Origin of the sequence: Mesorhizobium sp. M8A.F.Ca.ET.218.01.1.1 (assembly GCF_004791165.1) — a bacterium.
Classification (GTDB): Bacteria; Pseudomonadota; Alphaproteobacteria; order Rhizobiales; family Rhizobiaceae; genus Mesorhizobium.
Genome location: NZ_SRUZ01000002.1, coordinates 132449 through 155179, shown reverse-complemented (window position 1 = coordinate 155179; position 22731 = coordinate 132449). Strand labels below are relative to the sequence as shown.

Below are 22731 nucleotides of genomic sequence, written 5' to 3'. Positions count from 1 at the left end.
TTGGCGAGCACGCCTACCCCGGTTCCGCTCGAACCGGCACCGGAAAAGGCGCCCATCGAAGCTGCCGCGCCTGAAACCGTAAGCCCGGCGTCGCCCGACTATGCGGGCATGTACAGCGCGGTCGAAGACGGCGGCCATGCGCTGCCGGCAATCCCGTTCGCCAAGGTCGACGGGCGGTTCCTGAGGCAGAGCGTCGACGATCCGACAGGCGAAAAACCCGGCACGATCGTGGTCAATACGACCGACAAGCACCTTTACTGGGTGCTCGAGGACGGCAAGGCCATGCGCTACGGCGTCGGACTGGGGCGCCAGGGCTATTCCTGGAAGGGCCGCGCGATCGTCCAGCGGAAACGAAAATGGCCGACCTGGACGCCGCCTTCGGCGATGATCCGCAGGGATCCGAAGCTGGAAAAATGGCGCCAGGGCATGCAGCCCGGCATCAGCAACCCGCTCGGGTCGCGTGCGCTCTACATCTTCAAGGACGGCGTCGATACGCTCTACCGGATCCATGGATCGCCGGATTGGAAATCGATCGGCAAATCCGCGTCATCCGGCTGCGTGCGCATGTTCAATCAGGACGTCATGGACCTCTACGATCGGGTTCCCGGCAAGACGCCGCTGCTTGTTATCTAGCGGCTGGCGACGCCTGCCTAACACCTGATGGCCTCATACCGTCGCGGCTCCGAGCGCCCTTGCCGCGGCTTCCGCGTGATTTCTTGCCTGGAGAAACCGGCGCGCGCGAGGAATAGGATCGTACAGATACTGATCCGGGCCCAGTATCTTTCGCCGGTTGAGTTCGGTCGTATCGAGCAGATCGAAATCGACCCGCGCGATGGTGCAATGCCATCCGGTGTGGCGCGAAGCCCAGCCTCTCGCATGGTGTTCGAGCAACCGCTCTCGAGCGCAATAGCCGTGGTAGTCGAAAGCGATCACGCCGTTCGTCACGTAGATATGGTTTCCGGAAAAGCCTTCGCCGGGAATGATACGTTCGCCGTAAAATCCCTCCAGAGGCGGATGCTTGAGAAAGGTGCCGGCGAGAATGGCGCACGCGCCGTGACCGAAGAAGATGCGATCCGGCAGTGCCCATCGCTTTTCGGGATTTTTCTTTATGCCGTGTTTCAGGACATACATGCCGCTCTGTTCCCAATAGCGTCTTGCGATAGCTTCGGATTGTCAGGTCGGGGCGAGCTCGGCCCGTGGCTCCTTGATGTCGGCGCATTTGCCCACGCCATAGGCATCGTCGGCAATCCGGGCTTCCACCGTCGTGGCGATTGCTTCCAGGTCGATAGCCTTGCCGGCAACCTTCTCGATGGCGCCGACGACGAGGTCGGAGGCGATCCAGTCCGGCTTGTGGCCAAGATTTTGCACCCAGACCAGCTCGGCGCCTGATATGTCGCGCACTAGGCCGACGGAGTGAATGCGGGCATAGACCACCTTGTCGCGATCGCCGGAGATGACCACGGTCGGCGCCGTTATCACTTTGTAATGCGGTGCCGCGCCAAGCGCATACCGATAGAGCCCGGCGACGTCGGTGGCATTGGCGCGGAAGGCCGACGGCCGCAGCACCAGCGGGATCGCGGCTGAGGCGAGGTAATTTTCCGGCACTTTGTTGGGCGAGAAGACGCAGGTCGTGGCGTCCGCCATCTGCAGCGTTCCCGCAGGATAGCTCAGGGTCTCGGAGAACAGCCGGCCGATCACCGGAATGATGGTCAGGTCGTAGTACCAGGACGTCGCGCCGCCCGGCCAGGGATGGCTCGCCGGCGCCAGGAAGACAAGGCCGAGCGTCTTGTCGGCATGCTCGCGGCCGAAGGCCGCCGTCACCACGCCGCCGAAGGAATGGCCGACAATGATGGCCCGCTTGATGCCGAGACGGTCCATCAGCGCGGCGATGGTGTTGGCCTGTGCCGACGGATTTTCATTGTTGCCGGGGCCGCGTCCCGACCAGCCGGCTCCCGGCCGGTCGAAAAACAGCATTTCGGCACGGCCATCGAGCAGCGGCCTGAGCGGCAGCATCTGGTCTTTCAAATTGGCGCTGGCGCCGTGAATGAAGACGATCGGTGGCAGATCCGCACCAACTGACGCGGGAACGTGGACATAGTGGATACGGGCACCGCCAATGTCGACGAACGCGCCGACCGGCGGACCGCGGCGCTCGATCAGCCATGAGCCGACGCGAGTGACGCCGACAAGGGCAAGGACGAGTGCGAAAAGGAAGGCGAGCGCGGCGTAGATCAGGTTCATGGGGGATATACGGGAAGGGAGGTTGATAAGTTGTAGGGCGGCAGTAGGGAAGCTCAAGCGCCTAATGCCTATTGCCTAGTCTATCAAATTCCCTCGCCGGCAAGCTCTTCCGACAGGGTCGCGACCTGGTTCTGGGCGCTGCGCATCATGGGATAGATGGCCAGCACCTTCTGCCAGGCCTCGAGCGCCGATTGCTTGTGACCGGTCTCCGCCATGATCTGGGCCAGGCCCGACAGCGCGCCGAAATGGCGTGGCTCGAGCTGCAGCGTGCGGTCGATATCGGCCATCGACTTGCCGTAGTTCTTCATCATGAAATGCACGGTGGCGCGGCGGTTCCAGCCTTCGGCATAGCTCGGCTGCAAGGTCACCACCTGGTCCAGGAAATCGAGCGCGACGTCGAACTTCTGATCGTTCATCGCATTTTGCGACCACTGCATCATCAGGTCGATCGAGGCGCTGCCGGACTGGAACCATTCGTTCCAGATGTTGCCGGCAATGCGCTCGGCGGCCTTTTCGTTGCGCTCGCGCTTCAGGTCGGAGAACAGCCTGTCGAGCCGGGCCTGTTTCGTCATCGGCGGGGCCGGAGTGTCCGGGGCCGCCGGCTGGGCCGCCTGATCGTTCGCTGCCCTGGCCGCTATGCTAACGGCACCGGAAAGAGGGAAAGCGATCAAAAATGCAAAAAGAATCCGCATCGCCCGACTCTAGTCCCGGGCGGCGGAACATCAAAGTGAATTCAACGTGGGAAGGTCGGCTCGCCGACAAGCATCAATGGGCGGAGGCAAAAAGCCTCCGGCCGAAAACTCAACCCTGGCGCGCCTTATAGCGCGGGGCGGTCTTGTTGATGATGTAGATGCGGCCCTTGCGGCGAACCAACTGGTTGTCGCGGTGACGCGCCTTCAGCGCCTTGAGCGAATTCTTGATCTTCATGGTCTTGCCTGTCGGTGTGGACCCGGTTCCGGGTCGAAATTATAAGGCGCGCCAGAAGACGCGCCTTTTGAACGGTGGGTGGCTCATAAACGAGGAGCCTTGCCCATGTCAACCGTAAGTCAACGGCAAGCGTGCTCCGCGTCCTGATATCATCAAATATCCGCCATGTCGGCACCCGTGGCATTGCGCGACCACGAGTCGGCTGGGATGATGCCGCGACAAGCAAGTGATTTGGGGACAAAGATGCGTCGAATTTTCCTGTTCGCCTGCCTCGCCGTCCTGGCGGCAGGCGCGGTCGCCCGCGCTCAGGAATGCGACCGTTCCGACGACAGCCAGCAAATGATGAACATCTGCGCCGGCGAGGATTATCAGGCCGCCGACGCCAGACTCAACGCAGCCTATCAGGCGCTGATCGGCTCTGATGATGCGGGTGGCAAGCGATTGCTTCAGGTGGCGCAGCGCGCCTGGATCAGCTTCCGGGATGCCGAATGCGCGCATAACACCGCGGCCAGCGCGGGTGGCTCCATCCACGCGATGGAAGTTTCGCAGTGCCTGACCAGGCTGACCAATGATCGCATCAAGCAACTCGCCGCCTCCGCCAATTGCGAGGAAGGCGATGCAAGCTGCGCCGGCCCCGGCGAGGACAGCGGCGAGGTGCAATAGGCTCGTGTCCCGCGAACTAAGTACGTGAACTGATGCGGGTGAAGTGGCCCATCTTGCGGCCAGGCCGCGCCTCCGCCTTGCCGTAGAGGTGCAGCATCAGGTCGGGCTCGGCGAGCAGGGCTGGAACGCGCAGCACGTCGTCGCCGATCAGGTTCTCCATCACGCAATCGGAGTGGCGATTGGGGCTGCCCAGCGGCAGGCCGGCAATGGCGCGGATGTGTTGCTCGAACTGCGAAACGATGCAGGCGGCTTCGGTCCAATGGCCTGAATTGTGGACGCGGGGCGCGATCTCGTTGGCCAGCAGCGAACCATCGGCCAGCACGAAGAACTCGACACCGATGACGCCGACATAGTCGAGCGCGGACAATATCTTCGACGCGGCGACCTGCGCGGCTACCGCCGTTTCGGGTTTGATGCCGGCCGGCAAGGTCGATGTGTGCAGAATGCCGTCGCGGTGCACGTTTTCGGCCGGATCATAGGCGGCGACCGCCCCATCGATCCCGCGCGCGGCGATGACGGAAACCTCCCGCTCGAAGGGCACGAAGCTCTCCAGGATAAGCGGCACATTGCCCATCGCCTCGCAGGTGCCGGCAAAGCCACCCGTCTCCATGTTGCGGAAGACGCGCTGGCCCTTGCCGTCATAGCCCATGCGCCGCGTCTTCAGGATGCCGCTGCCGCCGAATGCCTTCAGCGCCGCCGTCAACTCGTCGTCCGTGTCGACCGGACGGAAATCGGCGGTGGCGATGCCGATGCTGTTGAGGAATGTCTTTTCGCTCACCCGGTCCTGCGCCACGTCAAGCGCACGCGCTGGCGGATAGACCGCCACCTTGGCGGCAAGCGCGGTTGCAGCGGCCACCGGCACGTTCTCGAACTCGTAGGTGACGACGGCGCTGGCCGCCGCCAGTTCGGCAAGCGCGGCCGGGTCGTCATAGGGGGCCGTAATCTGCTTGTTGGCGACCTGGGCGGCCGGGCAATCCGGTTGCGGCTCCAGCACGGCGGTGCGGTAGCCGAGGCGGGCAGCGGCCATTGCAAGCATGCGGCCGAGCTGGCCGCCGCCAATGATGCCGATCGTCGATCCCGCGGGCAGGCTCACGGCGTGTCCGTCGGTTCGGCCGCGACCTTGGCGGTCTGCGAGGCGCGCCAGGCGTCGAGCCGCTGGGCAAGCTTGTCGTCGTTCAGCGCCAATACGGCGGCGGCCAGGAGGGCGGCGTTGGCCGCGCCTGCCTTGCCGATCGCCAGTGTCCCGACCGGAATGCCGGCCGGCATCTGGACGATGGAGAGCAGAGAATCCTGGCCCGACAGCGCTTTCGATTCCACCGGCACGCCGAACACCGGCAATGGCGTCATTGCCGCCGTCATGCCGGGCAGATGCGCCGCACCCCCGGCTCCGGCGATGATCACCTTGTAGCCGGCCGCCTTGGCGCCCTTGGCGAATTCATAGAGCCGGTCGGGCGTGCGGTGCGCCGAAATGATCAGCCTTTTATGGGGAACGCCAAGCGCCTCCAGCGTTTCGGCCGCCTGGCGCATCGTCGCCCAGTCGGATTGGCTGCCCATGATGATGGCGACGTCGGCGCGTTGATGGTTCAAGCTTCTGCTCCCCGGCGACAAAGGCGCGCCTTAGCGGAATTCGCGCGGGGCCGCAAGGATATGCGGCCATCGGCGAGATGCCGACGGCCACATCCGGCTCATACCGCGGCCTTGCGGAAGCGGGCGACGAAGTCGTCGAGCTCGGGGCGTTCCATGTCGGAGATCGCCCAGTAGGAGAAGGCGCCGTCGCTCCAGTGCACCATCGAGAAGCCGCCCGAGGAAAGATCGTCCGGCTGGGTGGCCTTGCCGCCCTGCTGCGGTTCGGCGACCAGCGTGATCAGGTGCTCGCGATGGCGGTAGACCAGTGCCGGTACCGGCCGGCCTGATATCACCTCGACCCGGCCGCCGATCAGCGCGAAGCCGTCCTGGGCAAGGTCGGGCGCCGGCGGCGAGACACCGATGCGGGCGTCGAGCCACGGCTTGACCGTATGGCGGTCGGAGGAAACGATGTCGATCGGACTCGCGGCGAGCAGGCTGCGGCGATGGCCGCTGGCGACAGCGGCGGCAAAGCCGTCCTCCGCGCCGTTGAACATCACCCATTGCGTCGCGCCGCTGGCCAGCACCGCGCTGATCATGATCGACGCCGCCATGGCGCGCCAGTCGAACGAGCCGAAGCGGCGTGCCCTTGGCGATGTGCGCGCCTGCGAAGGACGCGTCCCGGCTTCCCGTCTCTGGCCTGCGCCGGCGCCCGTGATCAATCCCGGCAGCGCCGACGGCGTGCCGCGCTGCGGCTCGGTCGCCTCTGCGTCGCCTTGCCGTTCGGTATCCGCCATGCCGATTGCCGCGATGCGGGCCAGAAACGCGTCGCTGACTTCGGGGCGGGGCAGGCGGCTGACCGCGCCTCGCAAGGCGACAATGCGGGCATGTTCGGCGGCAAGCCGGGGGTCGGCGGCGATGCGGCGCTCCACGGCAAGGGCGGCCGCGGCATCGAGTTCGCCATCTACAAGGGCGTGGATCATCAGTCTGATACCTTCGGGATCATCGGGCAGTCCGTCGTCGTGCGTCATGACGCTCTCCCCAAATCAGACGTCAGCAGGCCGCGGGCGCGGGCAAGCCTGGACATCACCGTGCCCATCGGCACGTCGAGCATGGCCGCTATTTCACGATAGCTGAGGCCGTTTATGTCGCGCAGCACCAGCGTCTCGCGAAACGGCTGCGGCAGGGCAGCGATCGCAGCCTCTAGTGCCGCCGTATCGGCCCTGGCGATCAGGCTCGCCTCCGGCCCGTCCTCGTCGGGCAGGCTGGTGCCATGGGCCGCCGCCATGTCGTCGAGATCGCAGAGATCGCCGACAGCCATCATGCCGCGCGGCCGGTTGCGCGCCATCCAGGTGTAGGAGGTGTTGCGCACGATGGTCAGCAGCCAGGCACGGGCATTGCCGCCGGCATAGCCTGATATGCCGGCATGCGCCTTGATGCAGGCGTCCTGCACGACATCCTCGGCGTCGGCGGCATTGCCGGTCAGCCAACGGGCCAGCGCCAGCGCATCGCCGAGATGCGGCAGCACCACCTGATTGAAGCGCTCTGCCAAGGCCCTCTCGCTCAAAGCAGCACCATGATCCGATACTCCGGGACGGACTGGGCGCGCCGCCTCAAGATGCGACAGCGATTTTGCCTTGCTTGCGGGAGGAAAGCCGCCGGAAACGGACAAAGTCGCCTGCCGTGCTGAAAGTGAATTCATCTGCATCACCGGTGTCAAGCGCCACAAGGGAGAGCCTGACGACCATCATGCTTGCCAGCGCACGGCGACGGCCGACGCCGCAACCATGGTCGCTGGCCTGGCAATGATGCGGCATGCCGATCTCCTCAACGCCGGAAGTGGCGTATGTCGAGAAGACTTGTCGAGGAGACGATTTATTCCCGCGTGGGCAAATCCGGCTGTTCACAGTCATGTGATCAGCCGGTGCTTTCGGCATTGTTGGTTCGGTTTGGCGATCAATCCGGCCAGCGCGAGACGCCTAACGAATCCTTGCGGGCGACCTTCATCGCGTCGGCCGGGCGCTCCTTCGCGGTCAGTACGGCGCGCAGGCGCTCGGCGACGATCTCCGCTTCGCCGGGGTGAAGGTTGCAGGGGTCGAGGAAGAAATGGCCGCGCTCGACCTCGTGGTTGCGCACGATGATCGGCGGCGCGCCCGCGGCAAGTGCCGAGGCGAGACCGGCGGCGGTGAAGCGGCTCTCGGGCGAGACGAATATCTGCAGCCGGTCGAGCGGATTGGCGGTGGGATCGGGAATGATGATGGCGGCGATGCCGGGCAGTCCCTGCAACGCATCCTTCCACAGGTTCAGGGCTGCCTCCTCGCGCCGGCGGATGCCGGCATGGTCACGCTTCTCCCAGGCTTCGAGCGCGGCCATGGTGCCGGCGATGCTTTCCTTGCCGACCTTCATGGCGCGCGCGACGCCGCGATTCTGAAGATAGGCGGCCCGTATCAGATCCTTGCGGCCGGTGACGATTCCGCTGGTCGGTCCGCTCAGAAATTTGTGGCCGCTGTAGATGACGACGTCGGCGCCGCGCGCCAGAAAACCGCGCAGATCGTATTCGGACGCGGCATCGACAATCACCGGTACGCCCTTGGCGTGGCAGATCTCCGAGAACTCTTCCAGCGACAGCATGCCGTACTGCACCGTGTGGTGGGCGACGACATAGAGGCCCGCCGCCGTGCGTTCGTTGATCGCTTCGCGCACATGATAGTCTTGGGTGACGCTGACCGTGCCGGCGGGCACCACCTTGGCGCCGGCGACGCGGACCGACTGGTCGATCGGCGCGCCGTAATTGACGATATGGCCGAGCTGGATGACGACTTCCGACTTCAGCCCTTCGGTATCATCGGGCAGGCGCTCGATGGCGAGCAGGTTGGTCCCCGTCATCGCACCGGCGATCGCCATGGTGATGCCGCTGGCGCAGCAGGCGGTGATGAAGCCGGCCTCGCCGCCGGTGAGGCGCGCGACAATGGTGCTCGCGGCGCGCTGCAGATCGTCCATCTCCACCCATTGCGAGGCCATTTCGGCCATGGCGCTGATCGCCTCGGGAACGATGATCGAGGCGCCGAGCGCGGTCATGGTGCCGGAGACGTTGATGATCGGCCGCAAGCCCAGCCGTTCGCGAATGGTGGTGTTGGAGCCGGTGTCGGAATAGGTTTTCATGTGAGCAAATCCCGTTGGTGGCAGGTCAGGCGGCGATCTCGACGACCGCTTCGATTTCGACGGTGATATTTCCAGGCAGCGAGCCGACGCCGATCGCCGAACGGGCATGGCCGCCGATTTTGTCGAAGACATCGGCGAACAGGTCCGAACAGCCATTGACCACCCGTGGGTGGTCGCTGAAGGTCGGCGTCGCGTTGACGAAGCCGAGCAGCTTGACGACGCGCACGATGCGGCCGAGATCGCCGGCTGCCGCATGCATGACGGCAAGCAGATTGAGCCCGGTCAGGCGCGCATGCTCATAGGCCTGTTCGACCGTCACATCCTCCCCCACCTTGCCGGTGCAAAGCGTGCCGTCGGCGCGCAGCGGCCCCTGGCCGGAGAGGAAGATCAATCGCCCGCTCTCGGCATGGGTGACGAAGTTGGCGATGGGCGTCGGCGGCTCGGGCAGCGTCAGGCCGAGTTGGGCGAGCCTGGTATAAGGCGTCATTGATGAAGGCTCCTTGGGGCAGCTTTGGCCGCCTGATGTCAGAAATGCGAGGCGCGGAAGCGCGCCAGGAAGGTGCGGAGGCGTTCGTTGGTGGTCTCCGCCGCGAGGATCTCCTTCGGCGGCCCGACGGCGCTGACGCCGCCATCGGCCATGAAGACGATGCGGCTCGAAGCGTCACGGGCAAAGGCCATTTCGTGGGTGACCATCAGCATGGTCATGCCGTCCTCGGCAAGGCTGCGCACGACGGCCAGCACCTCGCCGACCAGTTCGGGATCGAGGGCGGAGGTGATCTCGTCGAGCAGCAGGATCTTCGGCTCCATGGCCACGGCGCGGGCGATGCCGACGCGCTGCTGCTGGCCGCCGGAGAGCTCGGCGGGCAGGCTGTCGGCCTTGTGGGCAAGGCCGACGCGGCCGAGCCAGTGCTCGGCGATCGAGCGTGCCTCGGCCTCGTTCTTACCCCGCACCTTGGTCAAGCCCAGCATGATGTTGCCGGCTGCCGTCAGGTGCGGGAACAGGTTGAAGCTCTGGAACACCATGCCGGTCTCGGCGCGCATGCTGGCCAAATCGCGTTCGCTGCGGCGCTGGCGCGTTCCGGCCTCGCGATAGCCGACCTCCTTGCCGTCGATGCGGATCGAGCCGCTGTCGTAGCTCTCCAGGAAGTTGACGCAGCGCAGCAGCGTGGTCTTGCCGCTGCCGGAAGGGCCGATGACGGTCACCACCTCGCCGCGCTTCACCTGAAGGCTGACGGAGCGCAACACCTCGACGGCGCCGAAGGCCTTGGAGACATCGCGTACGTCGAGCAATGCGGGATTGGCGTTCGAGGCTTCGGACATCGTGCTATTCCCGGATGAAGGAGAAACGCCGCTCCAGCCGCCGGCTGGCGAGCGAGAGCGCGTAGTTGACCGCGAAATAGATGAGCGCGCCCAGTATATAGAGCGGCATCGCCTCATAGGTGCGGCCGATGACCTGGTTGATGGCCTGCATCAAATCGGTGATGCCAAGCAGCGACACCAGCGCGCTGCCCTTGACCGCGTCGGTGACGCCATTGATCCAGGGCGGCAGGAAGCGCCTGAAGGCCTGCGGAAAGATGACGTAGGTGAGCCGTTGGCGAAAGGTCAGCCCGATCGCCATCGCGGCTTCGGACTGTCCCTTCGGGATGGAGCCGACCGCGCCCCTGAGATACTCGATGACCTGTGCCGTCTTGAACAGGGTCAGCGCCGACACCGCGGCCCAGAACGACGGCAGATGCAGCCCGATCGCCGGCAGGCCGTAATAGACGAAGAACATCAGCACCAGGATCGGAATGCCGCGAATGGTGTCCGAGAAGATGCGCACCGCCCAGCGCAGCGGCGCCGGTCCATAGACCAGGCCGACGCCCAGCAGGACGCCGGCGATGAGCGACAGCACCACGACCAGCAGCGATACCCACAAGGTCACGGCGAACCCTTGGGCGAGGAACGGCAGCGCGTAGAGGATCTGGCCAAGCATGTCAGCGTGCCGCCCTGAACCGGCGCTCGACGAGCCGCAGCCCAAAAAGCATGATGTAGCCGGTCACCAGATACATCGCTGTGGTGACCAGGTAGACCTCGACGATGCGGAAGGTGTTGAAGTTGATCCACTGGGCGCCGAAGGTGAGTTCGGGCACCGAGATGACGGAGGCGATCGAGGTGTCCTTGAACAGCGAGATGAAGGTGTTGGACAGCGCCGGCAGCGTGATGCGCAGCATGGTCGGCAGGCGCACGTGGAGCAGCCTTTGCCAGGGCGTGAGGCCGATCGCCTTGCCGGCGTCGAGCTGGCCGCGCGGGACAGCCTCGAGGCCTGAGCGAAACACTTCGACCAGATAGGCGCCGCTATAGACCGACAGGGTCAGGACAAACGAGGTCGGTGCGCTGTAGGCCAGGTCGACCACGGTCGGCAGGCCGTAGAAGACGAGATAGACGAGCAGGATCAATGGCACGTTGCGGATGAATTCGACATAGGCGGCGATCACCGCCCGCACCGCGCGTCCTGCGGAGACGTACCAGACCGCGAGCACCAGCCCGATGACGACGCCGATGGCGATCGAGATCACGGCAAGCTCCAGGCTGAGCAGCAGGCCGCCCCACAGCTTGTCGAAATGCCGCCAGATCAGATTGAAATTGAGGGCATAGCCCATGCGTCCGCCTCGGTGTGAAGGGCGTCGAGTCGATTACGGAAGGGCTGGAATGCCGCCCTTCCGTAATCCGGGATCAGATGACCGGGAAGCCGGGATGACGCGCCGGCGGTTCCTGGCCGAAATAGTCCTTGAAGGCAGCGTCGTAGAGCGCCGATTCATGGCCGAACATGGCGATGGTGAAGGTCTGGTCGACGAAGGTCAGCCAGTCGAGATCGCCCTGCCGAAGTGCCGCGCCATAAAGCATCGAATACCAGCTCTTGCCGGCATCGAAATATTTGTCGGGATTGCGCGAGGCGAGCCAGCGCACGGTGGACAGATCGACCGCGGCGGCGTCGGCGCGTTTCGATTCCAGCGCCTGCAGCACGTTGGCCTGGGTATCGATCTGCAGCACCTGGGCCTGCGGCAAAGCGTAGTGGACCGAGCTTTCGGCGTCGACATTCTGCAGGATCGAAATGCGGGTTGCCGAACCACCGGCGAGCAGTTTGTCGAAGGTCTTGTTCTCGGCGGTCGGCAGCGTCAGCAAGGCAACGCCTTCGACATAGTAAGGCCGGGAGAAATTGATCAGCTGCGAGCGTTGCGCCGTCATCGTCATGAACTGGATCGTGATGTCGACCTTGTTGGTGGTCACGTTGGGAATGCGCTGCGCCGGGTCCTGCATGACGAACTCGACCTTGGTCGGGTCGTCGAAAAGGCCCTTGGCGAGGATGCGGCCCATGGTGATGTCCATGCCCACCAGTTCGCCGGCATCGTTCTCGAAGTGCCAGGGCGCGTTGGTGCTGCCGGTGCCGACAATCAGCTTGCCTCTGTCGAGCACGGTGCGCAGAAGACTGTCGGATGCGGCTTGCGCGGCGGCCTTCTGGGCATCGACGGTTGCCAGCACCCCGGCGGTGGCCAGTCCCGCCATTCCCAATTTCAGAAAATCACGTCTTCCGGATGTGTCGTTCACGGCGACCTCCTTTCGTGTTGTGTTCCCCTATGCACAGGTCATACACGCGATGGCGATTATCAAAATTGTCTCTTACAAGAGACGCATGTATCCTGTACAAGACAGATACTAACACCGGGAATCGACAATGCAAGATGGCAATGCCCCAGCAATTTCGGCGGACGAGAAGACGACCGCCTCCCGCGAGAAAGGCCTCAACCGGGTCTTGGAGATCCTGGAGTTTCTTCACACCACGCAGCGGGCGATCGGCATTGGCGATCTTGCCAAAGGGGTGAACGCGCCGCGTTCGACCACCTACACGCTGGTGCGGTCGCTGGTCGATGCCGGCCTGCTGGAAATGGCCGGCGACGGCAACCGCGTCTATTTCGGCAAGAAACTCTATCTCTACGGAATGGACTATGTGCGGGGCAACGATTTGTTGCGGCGCGGGCGCCAGGAGGTCGATCATCTGTCGCGCGAGACCGGCGAGACCTCGGAACTGTGCATGCTGCAGAGCGGCCGCTACACGATCGTCCATTCCAGCCCTGGCACCAGGCCGTTCCGCATCAGCTCCGCCACAGGCCTGCAGATACCGCTGCCCTGGACTGCCTCGGGACGGCTGCTTCTTGCGGGGCTGGATAGAGCCGCGATCGAGGCCATGGTGTCCGACGACGACCTCGTGCTGCCCGATGGCCGCAAGCTGCGGCTCGACGATTTCATCGCCGACATCGCAAAGGCCGGGGTGACCGGTTACTGCGTCACTTCGGGCCTGGTCGACGCCTATACGAAATGCCTCGCCGTGCCGGTCTTTTCAGCGCCAGGCAAGGTCGAGGCGACGATGTGCCTGGTGGTTCCGATCGACACGTCGGAGGAGCGGACCGCGGATCTCATCGGCCTGCTGCGCGGCCGCGCCGCCGGGCTCTCGATCGGCGGATAGGCGGAAAAGCGTTCGCGTCTCAGGCGATGATGTCTGGAATGATCTTGTCTTCCAGCTTCATCAGCCGGTCCTTGAGGACAAGCTTCTTCTTCTTCATGCGCTGGATCTGCAGCGGGTCGCAATTCATGGCGATCATCGCGTTGATTGCGGCATCGAAATCGGCGTGTTCCTGCTTCAGCCGGGAAAATTCGAGGCGAGTATCGGCCTGTTCCTGATCGGACATTCTCTACCGTCTGCACGTCTGCGGCGCCCAAAACTGGGCCTGGTTGGGCGGGGGCGGCAATTTCTGCCACCGGCGCGCAGCCCATATCACATTTCATGTTGTCGTGGAATGCTACCACGCAGCATTCGACATCGCCGTCTGATGGTGGCACACTGTCATTGTGCCGTCACAGATACGACCTGCGGTGGACGTGCCTTGGCGGCTGCAATCGAGGAAACCATGAAAGGGAGAACCAATCATGTCTCTTGCATCCCATCTTGATGAGTTGCAGCGGAAACACGGCGACATTGAACGCGAAATCGATGACGCGATGAACCACCCGTCGGTGGACGACCTCGAAATCGTGAATCTCAAGCGACGCAAGCTGGCACTCAAGGATGCGATTGAGAAATTGAGGGCGCAACCAACCACGCATTGATCCTCACGTGATATAGCCGCTCACCACTGGCGGTTTTCCTTGCCGGCGGCGCCAGCCGCCGGTGCAGTGGTTTTAATTTCAGCGATTCCACAAGCCGAAGCTAATATTCGTCAGGGCCGTTTATGCCGGGCCGCCGTAAGGTCGTGCGCTGTTTCAGGGTCCTGGCCGGCACCAATTGCTGCCAGTGGCGACCTGTCGCCATTGACAAGCCATCTTTGCTCCTCCACCTCATGCCCGGACTTCAGCGCATCGGACCCGGCTTGTGCGTCTAAGCGGACGCACGGGCTTCAGAGAGACGCATAGCGCTCCAGAGAGACGCATGGCGCTCCAGAGACAAAAGGCTGCCGGCATGACCGGGTATTTTTCCTTTCCCTTCCCCCGCCGCACCTCGGTCGGCGTCGATGTCGGCGGCGTGGTCGTCGGCGGCGGCGCGCCCGTGGTCGTGCAATCGATGACCAATACCGATACCGCCGATGTCGATCAGACGGTCGCGCAAGTCGCGGCGCTGCACCGCGCCGGCTCCGAGATCGTGCGCATCACCGTTGACCGCGACGAGAGTGCCGCCGCCGTGCCGCGCATCCACGAGCGACTGTTGCGGCTCGGCATCAACGTGCCGCTGGTCGGCGATTTCCACTATATCGGCCACAAGCTGCTGGCCGATCACCCGGACTGCGCCGAGGCGCTTGCCAAGTACCGCATCAATCCCGGCAATGTCGGCTTCAAGGACAAGAAGGACCGGCAGTTCACCGATATCGTCGAGATGGCGATCAAGCACGACAAGCCGGTGCGCATCGGCGTCAACTGGGGCTCGCTCGACCAGGAGCTGTTGACGCGGCTGATGGACGACAACCAGGACAAGGGCTTTCCCCTGACCGCGCAGGAAGTCACGCGCGAGGCGATCGTGCAGTCGGCGATCCTGTCGGCCGAGATGGCCGAAGAGATCGGTCTTGGCCGCGAAAAAATCATCCTGTCGGCCAAGGTCAGCGGCGTGCAGGATCTGATCGCCGTCTACACCGAACTCGCCACCCGTTCCAACCACGCGCTGCATCTCGGCCTCACTGAAGCCGGCATGGGGTCGAAAGGCATCGTTGCTTCTTCCGCCGCCATGGGCATCCTCTTGCAGCAAGGCATCGGCGACACCATCCGAATCTCGCTGACGCCGGAGCCGAATGGCGACCGCACCCGCGAGGTGCAGGTGTCGCAGGAACTGCTGCAGACCATGGGTTTCCGGCAGTTCGTGCCGATCGTCGCGGCCTGCCCCGGCTGCGGCCGCACCACCTCCACCGTGTTTCAGGAACTGGCGCAGAACATCCAGGCGGACCTGCGCAAGAACATGCCGGTGTGGCGTGAGAAATACCCAGGCGTCGAGAACCTCAAGGTCGCGGTGATGGGTTGCATCGTCAACGGCCCGGGTGAGTCCAAGCACGCCGATATCGGCATTTCGCTGCCCGGCACTGGCGAGACGCCGACAGCGCCCGTCTTCGTCGACGGCAAGAAAGCAGCGACCCTGCGCGGGCCGTCGATCGCGGCGGATTTCGAGAAGATGGTCGCCGACTATATCGAACAGAGGTTCGGTCAGGGCGGCAAGGCCGCGGCAGAGTAGGTCAAATGCGGCGTTTCCTGTGGGCGACGCTGATTTTCCTGTGCGGCATGGCCTGGTCGACGCTTGCCCAGGCCGATCCGCCGCAATCGGCCAAGCAGCGGCTGATCGACAAGGTCTGCAACCTGATCCAGGCGCATGCCGACCAGAACGCTCTGCCCCGGGACTTCTTCGCCCGCCTTATCTGGAAGGAAAGCCGTTTCGATCCCAATGCCGTGAGCCCCGTCGGCGCCGAGGGCATTGCCCAGTTCATGCCGGGCACCGCCAAGATGCGGGGGCTTGCCGATTCCTTCGACATCAACCAGGCGATCCCGGCGTCGGCTAGATATCTCGCCGAAATGAAGACCAGTTATGGCAATCTTGGCCTAGCGGCGGCCGCCTACAATGCCGGCGAGAGCCGGGTGTCGCGCTGGCTGAATTCCGGCGGCTTCCTGCCGATGGAGACGGAAAGCTATGTGTTCGACGTCATGGGCGAGCCGGTCGACAAGTTCACGGACCCGGCCTATGCCGGCAAAGTCGAGCCGCTCGATGCCAAGCTGGATTTCGCCGTCGCCTGCCGCAAGCTGCCGGTGATCATGTCGCGGACGGTCGCAATGGCCTCGATCAACATCAAGCCATGGGGCATCCAGGTGGCGGGCAATTTTCGCCGCAGCGCGGCGATCGGCCAGTGGCTCAGGGTGCGGGGCCGCTTTCCGGCCCTGCTTGCCGGGCATGATCCTGTGGTGAGCCGGGTGCGCACGCCGATCGGCCGGCGCGGCATCTACGCCGTCAGGATCGGGATCGACGACCGCGCCGCCGCCAATGTCATCTGCCAGAAGCTGCAAAGCGTCGGCGGCGCCTGCGTGGTGGTGCGCAACCGGTAAGGGCCGAGGGCGCGAAGCGCTGCGCCGACAGGTTGGCGGGGCTGGCGCGCTGGCAATATGAGCGTCCACAACCGGATACGCTACGATCTCGAAGTCGAGACGAACGCCCAAACGCCGCTGCAATGTGCCCGTCGCATCGAGCAACGGTTTCAGCTATAGCGGAGGCCACCATCTCTCCTTGGGCAGCAGCCCTGTCATGCGAGCGCCCATGTTCGACGGATACATCATCTGCGGCACGCCCAGAACCGGCAGCACCTTGCTGTGCAAGCTGTTGGCGGCCACCGGAACGACCGGTGATCCCCACTCATTCTACCGGCGGCAGGATGTGTCGGAGTGGGCGCAGGATTGGGGATTGCCCGATCGCGACACGATGGGCGAGCGTGAATTCCAGCTTGCCTATCTCAATGCGGCGATCGGTGCCGGCAAGGGCGATACTGAAATTTTCGGCTTGCGCCTGATGCGGGAGAACCTGGATGAGCTGTCGGCGATCCTCGATCAGGTCTATCCTGGGCTTGAGTCAGACACAGCGCGTTTCGAACGAGCCTTTGGCCGAGTCCTCTACATACACCTGTCGCGCGAAAACAAACTCGCGCAGGCCGTCTCCCTGGTCAAAGCCCGGCAAACCGGTCTTTGGCATATCGCCCCCGACGGAACCGAAATCGAAAGGGTGGGACCTGCCAGGGAACCTCACTATGATTTCGAGCGCATCAAGGGCGAGGTCGAAGAACTGGAAGCCTATGATACGGCCTGGAACATCTGGTTCGCACAACAGGGCATAGCACCATTGCGGATCGGCTATGAGCACCTTGCCGCCGAGCCGGCCGTGGCATTGCTGCGCATCTGCGAAGCCCTGGGCGTCCCGGCGCCGGATGCCGGGCATGTCAGGCCCGGCGTCGCGAAGCTCGCCGACGAGACAAGCCTGGACTGGATGCGCCGGTTTCATCTGGACGCGGCCGTCTGAGGCGTTGGTGGTGGTCAGGCGGTCTTGGCCACCACCGTCTCGCTGAGCCAGGTGCCGATCTTGGCGCCGAGGCGATCGGGCGAAACGGGCTTGGGCAGATAGTCGTCCATGCCGGCCTCGATGCACTTGTCGCGGTCGCCCTTCAGCGCATGCGCGGTGACGCCGATGATCGGGATGTGGCCGCCCGACGCCGCTTCGATCGCCCGGATGGCGCGTGTTGCCTCGTAGCCGTTCATTTCCGGCATCGAGACGTCCATCAGAACCAGCCTCGGATGCAGCGACCGGTACATCTCGACCGCGGTGCGGCCATTGCCGGCGATGCGGTAGCTCAGGCCGAGTCCATTGAGGATCTGGCCGAACACCATCTGGTTCACGTCATTGTCCTCGGCGATGAGGATGTCGATCGGGCTGTTCGGCGCGGCATTCGATTCCGGCACTGTCGCGACCGGTACCGCGGGGCCACGGATAACCGTGAAGGCCGGAGTCGCCTGCATCGGTTGGACCGGTTCGCGAATGAACTGCGCCTTGCCGACCTGCGAGCGCGCCTTCTGGATGACCGAGATGACGGTGCCGAGCAGGACCGCCGACCGCGCCGGCTTGGTCAGGTGCGCCGATATGCCGAAGTCGATGATCATCTTGCCGAAATCGACCTGGTCGACGGAGGTCAGGATCACGACCGGGATGGCGGACAGCCGGCTGTCGGCGGCGATAGCCCGGGCGACATCGGCGCCGTTCATGCCGGGCATCTGATAGTCGAGGATGATGCAGTCGACGCTGGCACCGAGTTGGCAGGCGCGATCGAGGAAGGCGAGGCCCATTGCGCCGCTTTCGGCGGCGGCGCAGTCGAAGCTCCAGCTTCTGAGCTGTTCGAGCAGGATCTCGCGGTTGACCGGATTGTCGTCGATGACCAGCACGCGCGCGCCGGTGACGTCCACCGGGACGACAGCGTCGCGCGCCTCGGCACGGTGGACCGGCAGCGGCACGGCGAACCAGAAGACGGAACCGCGGCCGATCTCGCTCTCGACGCCGATCTTGCCGGCCATCAGGTCGACGAGACGGGCGGCGATGGCAAGCCCGAGGCCGGTGCCTTCATGACGGCGGGTCGAAGACCCGTCGACCTGGGCGAACTTCTCGAACACGTTTTGCAATTTCTCGGCCGGGATGCCGATGCCGGTGTCCTCGACGCGCAGCTTCAGCTGGACGACGTCGTTGATGGTTTCGCCGCCGACATCGATCAGCACATGGCCCTTCTCGGTGAATTTCACCGCATTGCCGACCAGGTTGGTGACGATCTGCCGAAAGCGACCGGCGTCGCCGACGACATAGGCCGGCAGCCGAGGATCGACACGCACGATGAGTTCCAGGTTCTTCTCGGCAACGCGTGCCGAGACCAGTGTCGCCACATCCTCCACCGCTTCCGAGAGACGGAAGGGGGCAGGATCGAGCGTCAGCTGCCCGGCATTGATCTTCGAGAAATCGAGGATGTCGTTGATGATGGTGAGAAGCGCGTTGCCCGATTTGACGATGACGTCGGTGAAGGTCTTCTGACGCGGGTTCAGTTCGGTCTTGGCCAGCAATTCGGCCATGCCGAGCACGCCGTTCATCGGGGTGCGGATCTCGTGGCTCATATTGGCGAGGAATTCCGACTTGGCACGGTCGGCCGCCTCGGCCTTGAACAAGGATTCGGCCGACTGGGCAAAGGCGCGGCGGATCGCCTGTTCCATCGGCCGGAAGATCCAGAAGGCAACGATGGCGAGCACGGCAAACAACAGGCCGCTCGCCCACAAAAGCAGCCGGTCGCCGGAGGCGTCCGCCAGATGGCGTTCGTCGTCCATCGCGGTGCGGACACGCACCAGCATGGGCTGAACGAACAGGTCGTTCTGGTTGCGGATTTCGCGAGAACTCCATTCATCGGTCTTTTGCGCCACCGACATCAGGTTGAAGTTGCGAACCATGTCACGCGGCGACCAGAACAGATCGCCATTGACGGAAGCGGCCGCCAGCTCGTTGACGGTCTTGACCGACAGGCGCGGGCGGATCGCGGCGAGCTGGGCGCTCAGCGTCTCGATCTCGCCGGTCAGTCGCTCGGAATGGTCGCGCGCCGAAGCCGTCAGCGCATCGCGCGTCTCGATCCGCCAGGCGGAACTGGTTGTCTCGGCGAAGCTGGTGGCGTTGCGCAGGTCGCGGGTGAAAACGACGAGATTGCTGCTCAGCGCATCGATTTCATGGCGCAAGGAATTGACGCGATTGAGCGCAACCATGATGGCGGCCGAAGCCAGCGCGAAAACCAACAGTCCCGAAAGATAACGTATCCGGACGGACCGGATGAAGGAAGAATATTCCGGCATGCGCAACCCCAACACATACGCATTATTTTAATGGTCGGGATTACGCTTCATTTACATTAAGATTTCGTTGGCGCACCGCAGGTCAATGCATGCGCTGCGGGGACGCGGCGGATCGGATCGATGCGGTGACGCCGAGCCGTCGACCATGCGCAACCCGATATGGGGCCTGCCGTCAGCTGTTGCGGGTTGCCACGAAAGTCGCGGCGGCCTTGAGCAGGGCCGCCTTTTCGCCATAGGGTTCGAGCAACGCGTGCGCCTGGCCGACGAGACCGTCGAGCTGCTTGCGAGCCCAATCCGCGCCGTGCAAGGCCACCAGCGTACCCTTGCCCGCGGCGGCATCCTTGCCGGTCGCCTTGCCCATCTGCCTGGCGTCGGCCGTCAAATCCAGCAGGTCGTCGGCGAGCTGGAAGGCAAGGCCGATCGCCGAACCGAACTCGGCCAGCCTTTCCATGTCATCCGATCGTGCACCGGCCAAGATCGCACCCGCCTCGCAGGCGAAACGGATCAGTGCACCGGTCTTCATCGCCTGCAGCCGGATGATGCCGGCCTCGTCCGGTCGCACCTGCTCGGCTTCGAGATCGAGCTTCTGGCCGCCGACCATCCCGCCGGCCCCGGCGGCGCGGGCGAGCGCCAGCACAAGGGCTGCGCGCCGCTCGGCCGGCAGCGCGGTCGCCTCGCCGGCGAGGATGTCGAAGGCGAGCGTCAGCAGTGCGTCGCCGGCAAGTATCGCGGTTGCCTCGTCGAAGGCCTTGTGCACGGTCGGCTGGCCGCGGCGCAGGTCGTCGTCGTCCATCGCCGGCAAGTCATCATGGATCAGCGAATAGCAATGCACGCATTCAAGTGCGGCCGCGACGCGCAGCGCCGCTTCGCCATCGGCGGAAAACAAGGCAGCACTTTCCATGACCAGGAAGGGGCGCAGGCGTTTGCCGCCGTTCAGCACGCCATGGCGCATCGCCGCCATCAGGCGATCGGGCCTCGCGATCTCGCCCGAAAGCGGGCGGTCGTCGAGCAACCGACGCAGCATCACCTCGACGGCGGCCGCGCGTCTGATGAGCGCCATTTCGAACGCTATTTCGTCGTCATTCGTCATGGCCGGGACCGGTAGCCGACACTCAGACGTTGCGCAAGAAGGCAAGCGCCATTATGCCGGAGCGGTAAGAGCCCGTTTGGAAACTCACCTCCTGCGGTCATCTGAAGGCATTTTCCGCGCTTCCGGTGCTCACGTACTCGAATGTACGCTCCGCTCCGGTGCTCGAAAACACCGTCTTATGACCCTCGGGAGCGCGTTTCGAGACGAGCTTCGTGGCACGGGTTGGGCGGCTTGGCGGAACCGATCGTCGATCATGAGACCGAAAAGCTGGACATGGCGACGAGATCGCGAGGCGTGAACCGCCGCAATCTCAGGCGCTGGGTCCGGCGCGGCATCGTCGTGGCCGCGGTGCTGGCGCTTGTCCCGGTGGTGCTGACCTTTCTCTACCTGCCGTCCTTCGTGCATCCGGTGTCGACACTGATGCTGAAGGACCTGGCGACCTTCTCCGGCTACGACCGGCGCTGGGTGTCCATCGATGACGTGGCGCCCGTGCTCGCCCATTCGGTCATCATGTCGGAAGATGGGCAGTTCTGTTTCCACCGCGGCGTCGATCTCGGCGAGCTCAGGGGCGTCGTCGACGATGCGCTGGCCGGCGAGGCGACGCGCGGTGCATCGACCATCACCATGCAGACGGTGAAGAACCTCTTCCTCTGGTCGCGGCCGCTGGGCTCGGTGCGCAAGGTCGTAGAGCTGCCGCTGGCCGTCTATTTCGACGCGGTGATGTCGAAACGACGCATCATGGAAATCTATCTCAACATTGCCGAATGGGGGCCGGGCATCTATGGCATCGAGGCGGCGGCGCAGCACCATTTCGGCATTCCGGCAAAACAATTGTCCAGACGGCAGGCGGCCCTTCTCGCCGTCACGCTGCCCAATCCGATCGCCCGCAATCCCGCAAAGCCCGGGCCGGGCCTCAGGCGGCTGGCCAACCTGATCGAGCGGCGCGCCGGCCGCTCGGGCGCCTATGTCGGCTGCCTGGACTAGCCGGCACAAAAAAGATTCACCGCAGCGCTGGCCAAAACGGTGTCAGGCGTGTATAGGCACCCGACTTTCTCAGATTTAGGCCCCGACATGGCCCTTTCACGAGGGCGGGCGGGGCTTTTGACCATGTAGTGGAGCATATCCATGGCCGTTCCGAAACGCAAAACCTCTCCGTCCAAGCGCGGCATGCGCCGCTCGGCCGACGCCCTCAAGGCCCCGACCTATGTCGAGGACAAGAATTCCGGCGAAATGCGCCGCCCGCACCACATCGACCTGAAGACCGGCATGTATCGCGGTCGCCAGGTGCTGACTCCCAAGGAAAGCTGAGCCCAGCTTTTCCCTGGGTTTGAGTAACAAAGGACCGGCCTCTGGCCGGTCTTTTTGCGTTTGGCGGCCCATGCTCCGACCGCCGAGCCTCGAGCGGCGCAGTTCATCTCGTTGCCTGCTCCCTTTCCACGTGACTTCGGCGTGCATCCTCAGGGGATGGTCGGCCCCTGCGTGAACGCACCGTGGCCCAGTACCGGCCACTGCCAAGTTCCCAAAATCGAACAAACGCTCGCCGAGGCAGCCGAGGCAGGTGGCCACCGCCCCCCTGCTGCTCGATGTTTTTCGATCGATATGGGATTGCTCTGTACGGTTTCTTATGCAATTTTCTGAATAATAGTCGGAAATCGACACAAATGGGGAAATGAATGTGGATTTCGTCAGCACGAGTGACCTCGACGACACCGAACAGGCGGTGCTTTCCCAGCTCAAGGTCGACGGGCGGATGTCGAGTGTCGATATCGCCAAGCGCATCGGCGTCACTGAAGCGACCGTGCGGCGCAAGATGGCCCGCGTGCTCGAGGATCCGGATATCTCGATCCAGGCGGTCGTCCGGCCTTTGCGCAGCGATGTCGGCATCGCGGCCATCGTCGGGCTCGACGTCGACCGCGAGCACATCATCAGCGTTGCCCGCAAACTGTCGGAATACTCGTTCGTCGACAGCGTCTACGCCATGACCGGGCCGTTCGACATCATCATCCAGCTTACATTGCCGTCGACGACCAGCCTGCACGACTTCCTGGTCAGCGAACTGGCGAACGTTCCCGGGATCAAGGATTCCGAGAGCTACATGATCGGCCGCGTGTTCAAGCACTCAGGCCGGGCCTACCAGCGCAGTAAAACAGAAGAAAAAAGAGGGTAAC

General features: G+C 63.9%; 29 protein-coding genes. 11 read left to right on the top strand and 18 right to left on the bottom strand.

Annotation, left to right across the window (positions count from 1 at the left end; genetic code table 11):
- Complete coding sequence (locus tag EN861_RS07190; protein WP_335930841.1) at positions 1 to 633, top strand: L,D-transpeptidase; 633 nt, start codon at positions 1 to 3, stop codon at positions 631 to 633.
- A 33-nt stretch (positions 634 to 666) separates the two neighbouring features.
- On the opposite strand, the gene EN861_RS07185 is transcribed toward EN861_RS07190, so the two are convergent.
- The 4 genes from EN861_RS07185 to ykgO all read right to left on the bottom strand — a co-directional run bounded on the left by EN861_RS07185 (position 667) and on the right by ykgO (position 3168).
- Positions 667 to 1131, bottom strand: a complete 465-nt coding sequence (locus EN861_RS07185; protein ID WP_127278619.1) for a hypothetical protein — start codon at positions 1129 to 1131, stop codon at positions 667 to 669.
- Positions 1132 to 1173: 42 nt separating this feature from the next.
- On the bottom strand, positions 1174 to 2241 hold the full coding sequence (locus EN861_RS07180) for an alpha/beta hydrolase (protein ID WP_135863164.1): 1068 nt from the start codon (positions 2239 to 2241) through the stop codon (positions 1174 to 1176).
- 83 nt (positions 2242 to 2324) lie between these two features.
- Positions 2325 to 2933 carry a hypothetical protein gene (locus EN861_RS07175; RefSeq protein ID WP_135863162.1) on the bottom strand — a complete coding sequence of 203 codons (609 nt, stop codon included), beginning with the start codon at positions 2931 to 2933 and terminating at the stop codon, positions 2325 to 2327.
- A 109-nt stretch (positions 2934 to 3042) separates the two neighbouring features.
- Complete coding sequence (gene ykgO, locus EN861_RS07170; RefSeq protein ID WP_006203764.1) at positions 3043 to 3168, bottom strand: type B 50S ribosomal protein L36; 126 nt, start codon at positions 3166 to 3168, stop codon at positions 3043 to 3045.
- 243 nt (positions 3169 to 3411) lie between these two features.
- Here ykgO and EN861_RS07165 point away from each other — a divergent pair, with 243 nt between their 5' ends.
- Entirely contained in the window at positions 3412 to 3831 is a 420-nt protein-coding gene (locus tag EN861_RS07165; protein WP_127281106.1) for a lysozyme inhibitor LprI family protein, read from the top strand.
- Between the two features lie 16 nt (positions 3832 to 3847).
- On the opposite strand, the gene EN861_RS07160 is transcribed toward EN861_RS07165, so the two are convergent.
- The 11 genes from EN861_RS07160 to EN861_RS07110 all read right to left on the bottom strand — a co-directional run bounded on the left by EN861_RS07160 (position 3848) and on the right by EN861_RS07110 (position 12102).
- On the bottom strand, positions 3848 to 4924 hold the full coding sequence (locus EN861_RS07160; RefSeq protein ID WP_135863159.1) for a 5-(carboxyamino)imidazole ribonucleotide synthase: 1077 nt from the start codon (positions 4922 to 4924) through the stop codon (positions 3848 to 3850).
- Complete coding sequence (purE, locus tag EN861_RS07155) at positions 4921 to 5418, bottom strand: 5-(carboxyamino)imidazole ribonucleotide mutase (RefSeq protein ID WP_135863157.1); 498 nt, start codon at positions 5416 to 5418, stop codon at positions 4921 to 4923. Before purE ends, EN861_RS07160 begins: the two co-directional genes overlap by 4 nt.
- 98 nt (positions 5419 to 5516) lie before the next feature.
- Complete coding sequence (locus tag EN861_RS07150) at positions 5517 to 6425, bottom strand: anti-sigma factor (RefSeq protein WP_127278471.1); 909 nt, start codon at positions 6423 to 6425, stop codon at positions 5517 to 5519.
- Positions 6422 to 6961 carry a sigma-70 family RNA polymerase sigma factor gene (locus tag EN861_RS07145; RefSeq protein ID WP_127278470.1) on the bottom strand — a complete coding sequence of 180 codons (540 nt, stop codon included), beginning with the start codon at positions 6959 to 6961 and terminating at the stop codon, positions 6422 to 6424. The genes EN861_RS07150 and EN861_RS07145 overlap by 4 nt, the downstream gene beginning before the upstream one ends.
- Positions 6962 to 7007: 46 nt before the next feature.
- Entirely contained in the window at positions 7008 to 7331 is a 324-nt protein-coding gene (locus EN861_RS07140; protein ID WP_127278469.1) for a hypothetical protein, read from the bottom strand.
- A 19-nt stretch (positions 7332 to 7350) separates the two neighbouring features.
- Positions 7351 to 8556 carry an aminotransferase class V-fold PLP-dependent enzyme gene (locus EN861_RS07135; RefSeq protein WP_127278468.1) on the bottom strand — a complete coding sequence of 402 codons (1206 nt, stop codon included), beginning with the start codon at positions 8554 to 8556 and terminating at the stop codon, positions 7351 to 7353.
- A 25-nt stretch (positions 8557 to 8581) separates the two neighbouring features.
- Positions 8582 to 9043, bottom strand: coding sequence for a RidA family protein (locus EN861_RS07130; RefSeq protein ID WP_127278467.1), 462 nt, complete (start codon positions 9041 to 9043; stop codon positions 8582 to 8584).
- A gap of 38 nt (positions 9044 to 9081) precedes the next feature.
- Complete coding sequence (locus EN861_RS07125; RefSeq protein ID WP_127278466.1) at positions 9082 to 9876, bottom strand: amino acid ABC transporter ATP-binding protein; 795 nt, start codon at positions 9874 to 9876, stop codon at positions 9082 to 9084.
- 4 nt (positions 9877 to 9880) lie between these two features.
- Positions 9881 to 10531 (bottom strand): amino acid ABC transporter permease, encoded by a 651-nt coding sequence (locus EN861_RS07120; protein ID WP_127278465.1) that lies wholly within the window; start codon positions 10529 to 10531, stop codon positions 9881 to 9883.
- Between the two features lies 1 nt (position 10532).
- Entirely contained in the window at positions 10533 to 11198 is a 666-nt protein-coding gene (locus EN861_RS07115; protein WP_135863155.1) for an amino acid ABC transporter permease, read from the bottom strand.
- Positions 11199 to 11271: 73 nt separating this feature from the next.
- Positions 11272 to 12102 (bottom strand): transporter substrate-binding domain-containing protein, encoded by an 831-nt coding sequence (locus EN861_RS07110; protein WP_171892286.1) that lies wholly within the window; start codon positions 12100 to 12102, stop codon positions 11272 to 11274.
- A gap of 169 nt (positions 12103 to 12271) precedes the next feature.
- Here EN861_RS07110 and EN861_RS07105 point away from each other — a divergent pair, with 169 nt between their 5' ends.
- Positions 12272 to 13060, top strand: a complete 789-nt coding sequence (locus EN861_RS07105; RefSeq protein ID WP_127278463.1) for an IclR family transcriptional regulator — start codon at positions 12272 to 12274, stop codon at positions 13058 to 13060.
- A gap of 19 nt (positions 13061 to 13079) precedes the next feature.
- On the opposite strand, the gene EN861_RS07100 is transcribed toward EN861_RS07105, so the two are convergent.
- Positions 13080 to 13283 (bottom strand): YdcH family protein, encoded by a 204-nt coding sequence (locus tag EN861_RS07100; RefSeq protein WP_127278462.1) that lies wholly within the window; start codon positions 13281 to 13283, stop codon positions 13080 to 13082.
- Positions 13284 to 13521: 238 nt separating this feature from the next.
- Between EN861_RS07100 and EN861_RS07095 the strand changes: the two genes are divergently transcribed.
- From EN861_RS07095 to EN861_RS07075, 5 genes are all read left to right on the top strand, one after another.
- Positions 13522 to 13701 (top strand): YdcH family protein, encoded by a 180-nt coding sequence (locus tag EN861_RS07095; protein WP_127278461.1) that lies wholly within the window; start codon positions 13522 to 13524, stop codon positions 13699 to 13701.
- Positions 13702 to 14050: 349 nt separating this feature from the next.
- A complete protein-coding gene (gene ispG, locus EN861_RS07090) occupies positions 14051 to 15304 on the top strand; it encodes a flavodoxin-dependent (E)-4-hydroxy-3-methylbut-2-enyl-diphosphate synthase (RefSeq protein ID WP_127872170.1) in 1254 nt (417 codons plus the stop codon).
- Between the two features lie 5 nt (positions 15305 to 15309).
- Complete coding sequence (locus tag EN861_RS07085) at positions 15310 to 16164, top strand: lytic transglycosylase domain-containing protein (protein ID WP_127872089.1); 855 nt, start codon at positions 15310 to 15312, stop codon at positions 16162 to 16164.
- Positions 16165 to 16221: 57 nt separating this feature from the next.
- Positions 16222 to 16323 (top strand): hypothetical protein, encoded by a 102-nt coding sequence (locus EN861_RS36080; RefSeq protein WP_245491608.1) that lies wholly within the window; start codon positions 16222 to 16224, stop codon positions 16321 to 16323.
- Positions 16324 to 16360: 37 nt separating this feature from the next.
- On the top strand, positions 16361 to 17125 hold the full coding sequence (locus tag EN861_RS07075) for a Stf0 family sulfotransferase (RefSeq protein ID WP_135863152.1): 765 nt from the start codon (positions 16361 to 16363) through the stop codon (positions 17123 to 17125).
- A 14-nt stretch (positions 17126 to 17139) separates the two neighbouring features.
- On the opposite strand, the gene EN861_RS07070 is transcribed toward EN861_RS07075, so the two are convergent.
- A complete protein-coding gene (locus EN861_RS07070; RefSeq protein ID WP_135863150.1) occupies positions 17140 to 19473 on the bottom strand; it encodes a response regulator in 2334 nt (777 codons plus the stop codon).
- A gap of 172 nt (positions 19474 to 19645) precedes the next feature.
- Positions 19646 to 20563 (bottom strand): polyprenyl synthetase family protein, encoded by a 918-nt coding sequence (locus EN861_RS07065; RefSeq protein ID WP_135863148.1) that lies wholly within the window; start codon positions 20561 to 20563, stop codon positions 19646 to 19648.
- 222 nt (positions 20564 to 20785) lie between these two features.
- On the opposite strand from EN861_RS07065, the gene EN861_RS07060 reads away from it, so the two are divergent.
- The 3 genes from EN861_RS07060 (at position 20786) to EN861_RS07050 (ending at position 22730) form a co-directional block, all read left to right on the top strand.
- A complete protein-coding gene (locus EN861_RS07060) occupies positions 20786 to 21547 on the top strand; it encodes a transglycosylase domain-containing protein (protein ID WP_135863146.1) in 762 nt (253 codons plus the stop codon).
- A 141-nt stretch (positions 21548 to 21688) separates the two neighbouring features.
- Positions 21689 to 21871, top strand: a complete 183-nt coding sequence (gene rpmF, locus EN861_RS07055) for a 50S ribosomal protein L32 (RefSeq protein ID WP_008834724.1) — start codon at positions 21689 to 21691, stop codon at positions 21869 to 21871.
- Positions 21872 to 22238: 367 nt separating this feature from the next.
- Positions 22239 to 22730, top strand: coding sequence for an Lrp/AsnC family transcriptional regulator (locus tag EN861_RS07050; RefSeq protein WP_189343579.1), 492 nt, complete (start codon positions 22239 to 22241; stop codon positions 22728 to 22730).
- Position 22731 lies beyond the last annotated feature (1 nt).

What these genes read in the sequence shown, in the direction of transcription:
- EN861_RS07165 (WP_127281106.1), top strand. Translation starts at nt 3,412, where the DNA reads ATGCGTCGAATTTTCCTGTTCGCCTGCCTCGCCGTCCTGGCGGCAGGC.
- EN861_RS07110 (WP_171892286.1), bottom strand. Translation starts at nt 12,102, where the DNA reads ATGGCGGGACTGGCCACCGCCGGGGTGCTGGCAACCGTCGATGCCCAG.
- EN861_RS07075 (WP_135863152.1), top strand. Translation starts at nt 16,361, where the DNA reads ATGCGAGCGCCCATGTTCGACGGATACATCATCTGCGGCACGCCCAGA.
- EN861_RS07185 (WP_127278619.1), bottom strand. Translation starts at nt 1,131, where the DNA reads ATGTATGTCCTGAAACACGGCATAAAGAAAAATCCCGAAAAGCGATGG.
- ykgO (WP_006203764.1), bottom strand. Translation starts at nt 3,168, where the DNA reads ATGAAGATCAAGAATTCGCTCAAGGCGCTGAAGGCGCGTCACCGCGAC.
- EN861_RS07065 (WP_135863148.1), bottom strand. Translation starts at nt 20,563, where the DNA reads ATGACGAATGACGACGAAATAGCGTTCGAAATGGCGCTCATCAGACGC.
- EN861_RS07125 (WP_127278466.1), bottom strand. Translation starts at nt 9,876, where the DNA reads ATGTCCGAAGCCTCGAACGCCAATCCCGCATTGCTCGACGTACGCGAT.
- EN861_RS07070 (WP_135863150.1), bottom strand. Translation starts at nt 19,473, where the DNA reads ATGCCGGAATATTCTTCCTTCATCCGGTCCGTCCGGATACGTTATCTT.
- EN861_RS07095 (WP_127278461.1), top strand. Translation starts at nt 13,522, where the DNA reads ATGTCTCTTGCATCCCATCTTGATGAGTTGCAGCGGAAACACGGCGAC.
- EN861_RS07085 (WP_127872089.1), top strand. Translation starts at nt 15,310, where the DNA reads ATGCGGCGTTTCCTGTGGGCGACGCTGATTTTCCTGTGCGGCATGGCC.
- EN861_RS07120 (WP_127278465.1), bottom strand. Translation starts at nt 10,531, where the DNA reads ATGCTTGGCCAGATCCTCTACGCGCTGCCGTTCCTCGCCCAAGGGTTC.
- EN861_RS07140 (WP_127278469.1), bottom strand. Translation starts at nt 7,331, where the DNA reads ATGCCGAAAGCACCGGCTGATCACATGACTGTGAACAGCCGGATTTGC.
- rpmF (WP_008834724.1), top strand. Translation starts at nt 21,689, where the DNA reads ATGGCCGTTCCGAAACGCAAAACCTCTCCGTCCAAGCGCGGCATGCGC.
- EN861_RS07150 (WP_127278471.1), bottom strand. Translation starts at nt 6,425, where the DNA reads ATGACGCACGACGACGGACTGCCCGATGATCCCGAAGGTATCAGACTG.
- EN861_RS07115 (WP_135863155.1), bottom strand. Translation starts at nt 11,198, where the DNA reads ATGGGCTATGCCCTCAATTTCAATCTGATCTGGCGGCATTTCGACAAG.
- EN861_RS07175 (WP_135863162.1), bottom strand. Translation starts at nt 2,933, where the DNA reads ATGCGGATTCTTTTTGCATTTTTGATCGCTTTCCCTCTTTCCGGTGCC.
- EN861_RS07135 (WP_127278468.1), bottom strand. Translation starts at nt 8,556, where the DNA reads ATGAAAACCTATTCCGACACCGGCTCCAACACCACCATTCGCGAACGG.
- ispG (WP_127872170.1), top strand. Translation starts at nt 14,051, where the DNA reads ATGACCGGGTATTTTTCCTTTCCCTTCCCCCGCCGCACCTCGGTCGGC.
- EN861_RS07100 (WP_127278462.1), bottom strand. Translation starts at nt 13,283, where the DNA reads ATGTCCGATCAGGAACAGGCCGATACTCGCCTCGAATTTTCCCGGCTG.
- EN861_RS36080 (WP_245491608.1), top strand. Translation starts at nt 16,222, where the DNA reads ATGAGCGTCCACAACCGGATACGCTACGATCTCGAAGTCGAGACGAAC.
- EN861_RS07180 (WP_135863164.1), bottom strand. Translation starts at nt 2,241, where the DNA reads ATGAACCTGATCTACGCCGCGCTCGCCTTCCTTTTCGCACTCGTCCTT.
- EN861_RS07105 (WP_127278463.1), top strand. Translation starts at nt 12,272, where the DNA reads ATGCAAGATGGCAATGCCCCAGCAATTTCGGCGGACGAGAAGACGACC.
- EN861_RS07130 (WP_127278467.1), bottom strand. Translation starts at nt 9,043, where the DNA reads ATGACGCCTTATACCAGGCTCGCCCAACTCGGCCTGACGCTGCCCGAG.